At 45.0% G+C, this 7,090-nt stretch carries 1 protein-coding gene; it reads right to left on the bottom strand.

The features are described from left to right. Positions 1 to 7,090 (bottom strand): putative Ig domain-containing protein (locus J8L98_RS24170; RefSeq protein WP_210998615.1); only part of this gene is annotated, 7,090 nt, incomplete at both ends.

Here is a 7,090-nt window from a genome sequence, read left to right on the forward strand (position 1 = left end):
TTGTTTTTAGGATTACCTGCTGCGGCCTCTTTTCCAGCATACTCAATTGCTTGTGACACTTCTAATTTAGCCTTGACTTGCTCCTGTGACAGCCCTCTCACTTGTACTTGGTCTGTTTCCCCAGCAAGGTTATACCCTGTGGTGGTGATGCTTTTTATGGCGCCACCATACCCCACATTGACTTGATACTTCGCTGCCTCGCCAACCCCGTCACCTACAGCGTCAGCTTTGTACGTTTTAGGAATGCCAAGTGCCGCTGTTAAAGCAAAATACTCACTCTTGGTCGTTTCTTGGCCCATGGCGTTATAGCTAAACTCACTGGACTTTTTCCAGTTGCTTAAGTTGGCACCTGGTATAGCAACACCAAAATCAATGCCGCTGGTATTGTGATAGGTGTCAACCTGTGCAACTTGCCCCCAACTATTGTACAAGTAGCGCTGAGCAGCCGCGCCTTGCGCGCCCACAATATAGCTTTGCTGACCCGCCGCGTTATAGTGAATAACCTCTCCACGCACATCCGTTGATATTTCACCATTAATTAAGGTGCCACCATCAATTTTAACCTGATTGTTTCTGTCGTACGTAAACCAATACTCTTTCACTAATGCCGGTTTTTGACTGCTTGGCTGCGCTGCTGCACTGCTTAACATGGGTTGTGCCACACTACTGGCTTGACGCGCGACCGGTGCATCACTAAGTGGCATCGCGTCATCTAAACTCATTGCCACAGGTGCACTCATCATCATTGCTCTGGGCAACCTCACCGACTCGACTCGTCTAAATGCTGCCGTGGGTGATGACAATGCACTGAAGCTCATAATACTGCTTCCACCGCCCCCGCTCGATACAGTCGCCGTCATTGTTTTAGACGCAGTATAGCCAGAATTATCGGTAGTATTCACCGCAAATGTGAACCCACTGCGGGTTTTATTGAACCCAAACCCTGACCCTGCGACGGCACTAAATGAAATTCGTACTTGCGTTGCAGATATTTGCTCCCGTAATGCCAGTACCCAACTCGGCGCACCAAATACACTGACGTTTTGCGCTTTAATGCCATTGGCATCTGATACCGTAACGGTACCACCACCATTATATCCTCCCCCACTGAAATGCACGCTTCCACTGACATTGGTCGCATGATTTGTCACAGCTTTAGCTGCAACCTTCAACGTTCTTGATATCGTGGTACTCGCCCCATCATCATCAGTCACCGTTAGTGTAATTGTATGAGTGCCCACAGAGTTGCCTCTGACGGTAATATTCTGACCACTATCTCGAACCAGAGTTAACCCCGATGGCACGCCCCAAATATAACGTTTAATCGTACCATCACTATCACTTGCCGACGCGGCAATATCAAGCTCAAACCCCTGCGTAATACTTGATGGGATACTGAAGCTCGCCGTTGGCGCTTTATTTGGAATGGGTTTCGTAACGTTCACAAAGGCGGTCGATTCTTTACTCCATACACCATTTATATACGCCTTAACGGTAACTGTATGTCCTCCTTCTGCCGTGGCTTTGTAATTAATTTGTCGGCCACTGCCTGACAACGTTATCCCCGAACCTGAACTCCATCGGTAAGCTGTCGCCCCACTGACATTGCCTGCGGTCGCGGTATACCAACTATTGTCGCCCAAGGTGATTGCATGTGTGGTGAGACTTATCCCTGGTGCCGCAGGTTGAGGTCGTGATTTAACAACAATATTTCGAGTTTGTGAGGTGCGTGCACCGTGTTTGTCTACCACCGTGACCGTCACTGTTTTAGTACCCAAAGAATGGGTGCTAACCGTTATTTGATTGCCGGTGTTTTTACTGATCGTCAATCCGCTAGACACTCCCCAATCATAAGCTACGATACTATCGCCCGCATCACTGTCTGATGCGGCCACAAAAAATACCGCACTTTCGCCTTGAAATACTGAAATGGGCCCTATAAACGAGCTTATCGTCGGAGCCTTATTTGCTCTACTTACGCTAATGGTCTTACTTACAGTACCACTCCATGCACCATCATTGTCTTTTACACGCACACTCAGTGTATGAGTGCCCGCTGATAGCCCGGTTACTGTCACACGTGAACCACTACCAGAGATGGATAAACCGCCACTGGTTTCCCACTGATATTGTGCTATTTGACCATCTGAGTCTGATGCAGATACCGAGAAACTGGCTGAGCCATTCACATCAAGCGCATTGGTGCCCGCAATAGACCCTATTGAAGGGGCATTATTTGGTGCATCTACAACCGTAAAGTTATATTTTTGTTTCGCGACTGTAATGAACTCGTTCGGGTTCCCTAGCTCGTTTCTTCCTTCTGCTTCAACAATCACTGTGTAGGGAGTACTTTTCACCGCACTGTTAGGCGGTGAAACCACTAAACTAGTGCCTGAGAGTCTGGCCCAACTCGGTGCGCCATCTACTATTTTTAGCCTTTCTCCTTGAGAAAGAAGGTTTGTTAAATCTATTGTCTTGGTATGTCCCGCAATGACACTTGCGCCCCCTGTACCATTTATTGTCATCGTAAAGGACCGGTCGACTTGCGCGCCCTTGGCACTTGCCGTTACCGCAATACGATATACGCCTTGGTTTCCTCGAATTGGGCCACTGATAATGCCATTACTATCAATGCTCACGCCTGAGGGAGCCCCTGATAAACGGTACGATAATTTCAAGCTCGCGTCTGTCACACTAAAGTAACGTCCCGCATCCGAATTCAATGTCTGGTTGTCGTATATACTAAAACTGGAAATAGAGGAGGCATTAATTGGCTCAACATTGCTAATTCTAAAGCGCACTGTCGTCGATGCGTTATACGCTGAATTCGCAGCATCATACGCGGTCACGGTTGCCACATGCTCACCGGCGGTGTTATACCATAACTTACCTGTTATTCTTCCTTGTGCATTAATACTGAGTCCTGTCGGTAAATTATCAGCGCGATATCTCACCGTCGTAGACGTGCCTAAATCAAAATGCCCACTGACATTAACATCAACCTGCTTTCCTTCTGAAGACCTTTGGTCGCCTATCGGACTAGCATGTCCCGCTACCCCCACTGGCTTTGAGTACCATTGACTCCATGTACCGCTGTTATCTTGTACCCTCACTTGAACTTGTTGACTTCCCCCTTGGAGCACTTTTACTCGAAAATAAAACTGGTCGCCAAAGTTATTGTCAAAGCTTTTTGCTTTCGTACCATCATTAAATTGTAAACCATTGCTCAATTTAACTTCATAACCCTGCACATATCCATAGCTTTCAATATCTTTACCAAGGATAGAAACACCAAATTCCTCCCCCTTGGTCAATGCTTCACTCGGTACCTTGAAAACCTCTAAATAAGGCGCTCTATTACTACTCCCTGCACCTTGTGGCTTTATTAACACCATGAATTCCTGCGTGGTCACTTGGCTTTTGTCCATACTGTCATAGGCCGTCACAACCACTTTATACCGCCCTTCAGTGCCCGCTGAAGGTGAAGGAGTACCCACTAAACGGTTTCCGCTGACCCTTAATCCACTTGGCACTTGCGTATACACATACTCCTTACGACTGTCATCGTAAACAGAAAAGGCAAATCCTAAATCAATCGTCCCATCGTCTTGAAAGTAAGAGGTAAAGTCTTTGTCATACCCGCTTTTACCTACTTCCAGCGCTTGGTCTTCTATCGACTTTGCAATCTTGGGGGGCGTGACTTTGGCTACATCTGTCACACGCACAGTATGTAGTGTGCTGCGGGTTTCCATTTCATTTGAATGTGGCTTACTGACCGTAAAAGCATACTCCGCAATTTTGCCATTATGTGCGGCATTTAAGCGTGGCATAATCACTAAATAACGGTGATCACGACCATTTTCTCTTTCTATCCGTGTTTCCCACTCAATTTGGTCTGGTTTGAAGTCTGGTTTGAGGCCAGCTTCTGGGCGAGCATCGTCATTCATACCAATGGCTATTTTGACCTGTTCGCCCTCCTTGACGTTATATATTTCTCTATGCGTCACGATTAGCTTTATTTTTTGTTTTGCTGTCGCACCGGCGTCACCTTTTGCACTTGCAACAACAGTAAAATTAAACTCATTTGCTGTATTATTACTTTTAATTGTGTCAGAGATAACCCCTGTATTTTTATTAATGCTCAAATACTCTGAAGGGAAGCTTTCTCCCGCGCCCGGCGGTAAAATAGAGTATTCGAACTGTAAACTGGAATCAAAAATATCAAAAAGCTTATTCTTTTCACCGTTAATATTTAAGCTTGTCCCTTCCGTAACCCGTATCTCATACCGTGCAGGGGTCTTGGCTTTAATCGCGTCTTTATTGATGACCTCTAACTCAAATGACCAGATTTTTTTATAGTCAATATCCGAGGTACTCATGGTCACCTCAATGGTGTGCTTCCCTTGTGTATTGTATTTTAACCGCCCCTCTAATTTACCGGTTTCTTTATTGATACTCAGCCCTTCGGGTAACCCTGTGGCATTGTACTGTGTGATTTTCAATGCCTTGTCTTTCACGCTAAACATGCTTGGTAACGTGATATTCGGTGCCTCACCTTCATTCCTTGAAAGAGGTTTATTCAAGTCAACAAGAAACTCTATCGGTTCAACATTTTCAATGTTAAGCACCCAATCACTGGTGACTGTGTGTGCTGCAAAGTCCGCATCCGTTGCCGTCACCTTAATGCGATCCGTTGGCTTTGAGTTATAGCTCAGCTTACCGGTGATTATTCCCGTGTCTTTGTCTAACTTGAGCCCTTTTGGTAAGTTTTCAGCGGTATAAATCAGCTTGTCTACAATAATACTTTTATGAAAGTACTTACTCAGATGCAGTGTAACCTCTTCACCTTCTTTGTTATTCATGGCCGGAATGTCTTTTTTAACTATCGGCTCAACAACCTCTAGTAAACCATTCGTGACCTGCATACTGCGACGGTTACCCACCGCATCATAGGTGTAATGTACACTGGCAACATCACTGCCTTTTACCCACTCTGGGGTCGTGGTTTTTGAGGTGTTTTTGAACTGTAATGTGTCAACTTGGGTGATACGGCCATGTGAGTCATACCGTGTTTGTGTTTCGTGGCGGATCACCCCCTCTAAATCATCCCACGCTCTTTTTATTTCATTGGTGCGTCGACCCGACAAGTCATATTCAAACTCCGACTTTGCCCCCGTTTTGACATCTAAAACCGACTTTAGCCAGCCATTTTCATAATAGGTATATCGAATATCTTGACCATAATCATTGGTGCGTTCGACTAAACGCCCAATGTCATTCTTCTCTGAAAAAACCTCTTTGCCATCCGCATCAAGACTGGCTACTTTTTCTAACTCAGTATTCCAATTTCGGCTGTATTTGTAAGTAGACGCACGGTTACTTAAGTCAACCCCTGATAATTGACTACCAAACGCATTAAACACGCGGGTGTTTTGTGCATTTTGTCCTGGGTTATCCATGTCAACATTAAAATAAGTTTCTGCGGTTTGATTGCCATACTTGTTGTAACTATACGCTTTAAGACGCTGCTCAGCATCTCGACTATACGTAATATTCCCCATGGCATCAAAATCATAGAAGCGCTTCCCCCCTAAGGCATTGGTTTCGCTGTAACGGTTACCCAATGCATCATATTGGTACGTATTGGCTCTACGGTACAGTCCACTATGTATACCTTCAGTGCCATACTGACCGGCTTCAATGACCCTATCTAACTTATCATACATACTGGTGGTCGTTCTTTTAAGGGCATCTTGCGTGAATACTTTTCTGCCAAATATATCGTAACCATATTCAACAAGGTTCCCTTCACCATCTTGTTGATAAATTTGATTGCCATTGGCGTCAAACTTAAACCTTCTTTGGTTCTCATTTGCATCTATTTTGCTTATCAAATTGCCATTTTCATCATAATGGTAGATATTTTCTGGCGTACGGCGAACCAGCTGACCATTTTCCCCCATGACATCCACACTCGGTAATATTTCTTTTATCACCTTATTTTGATAGTTGTATTGTGCTTTAGTGACGTTTTGCGTTGCATCACGTACTTCTATCACATTACCCCAGCGGTCATGTTTTTGAGTAATAATTGGCGTATATAACACGCCGTTTTGCGTAAAGGTCGGCTGTGTGACTTCAGTGACATACCCTAAGCCATCTCTTTTAAACTGTGTTTTGCCATTCAACGCATGCACGGTGCTTTGCAATCGCCCCGCATTGTCATATGTATGGGTTTTAAGCACCCCATCACCTTGCGTTGTTTTCCACAGCTGCCCTTGTGCGTTATAGACATAAACGCCTTTATTATCTTTTTTCACCTCACCGAATGCGTTATACGCGGTGTTAAACGTAAACTGGGGATCAGCAGATGCAGCCCCAATAACAGGCTGGTTATCAACCACCTTTTGGATTAACTGACCATTATTATCGTAGGAATAGGTGGTTATATGTGTTTGTGCCGGGCTGGATGACCCTATATGGGAGATATACGCGGTTTCACTTTTAGCCAATAAGTTTTTGCTGTTGTAATAATGTGTGGTTTTATTACCCAGCGCATCATACTCGGCAATCAATTGGCCTCGACTGTTATATTCATGGCGTGTGGTCTTATCGTTGCTCTTCGCTGAAGGCGCGGTAATGTTTAAGGTATCGATATTCAACACCCCTCTAACACCATGCTCAGTTTGACTCACTAAATTACCAAACACATCGTAACCCATTGAGGTGACTTGACGCCCTGATTGTTTTTTTATTGCACCATCAGTCAGTGATTTCTGTTTATCTACCGTGGTATTACTCACCCAAGATTTTGCGGTGTGAGTTAAACGCCCGACGGCATCGTATTTCCATACTTTGCTGTCGCTGGTTTTTGTACTGAGTGTGCTGATATCTGCACTGTTGGCGGTTTTTTGTTGGGTTTTTATGACATTACCCAAATCATCATAGGTCGTTATGCCCACCACATGGCTGCGTGTCTCAAATGACATGCCTGAGGTAAACTCCGCCACTTTAATATTCGCTTTCACTTCATGGGTCACCCGCCCCATGTCATCATAGTGGAAGTGAGTTTGTCGGTTGTGCCCCACCG

Source organism: Pseudoalteromonas sp. MMG013 (assembly GCF_018100885.1).
GTDB lineage: Bacteria > Pseudomonadota > Gammaproteobacteria > Enterobacterales > Alteromonadaceae > Pseudoalteromonas > Pseudoalteromonas aurantia.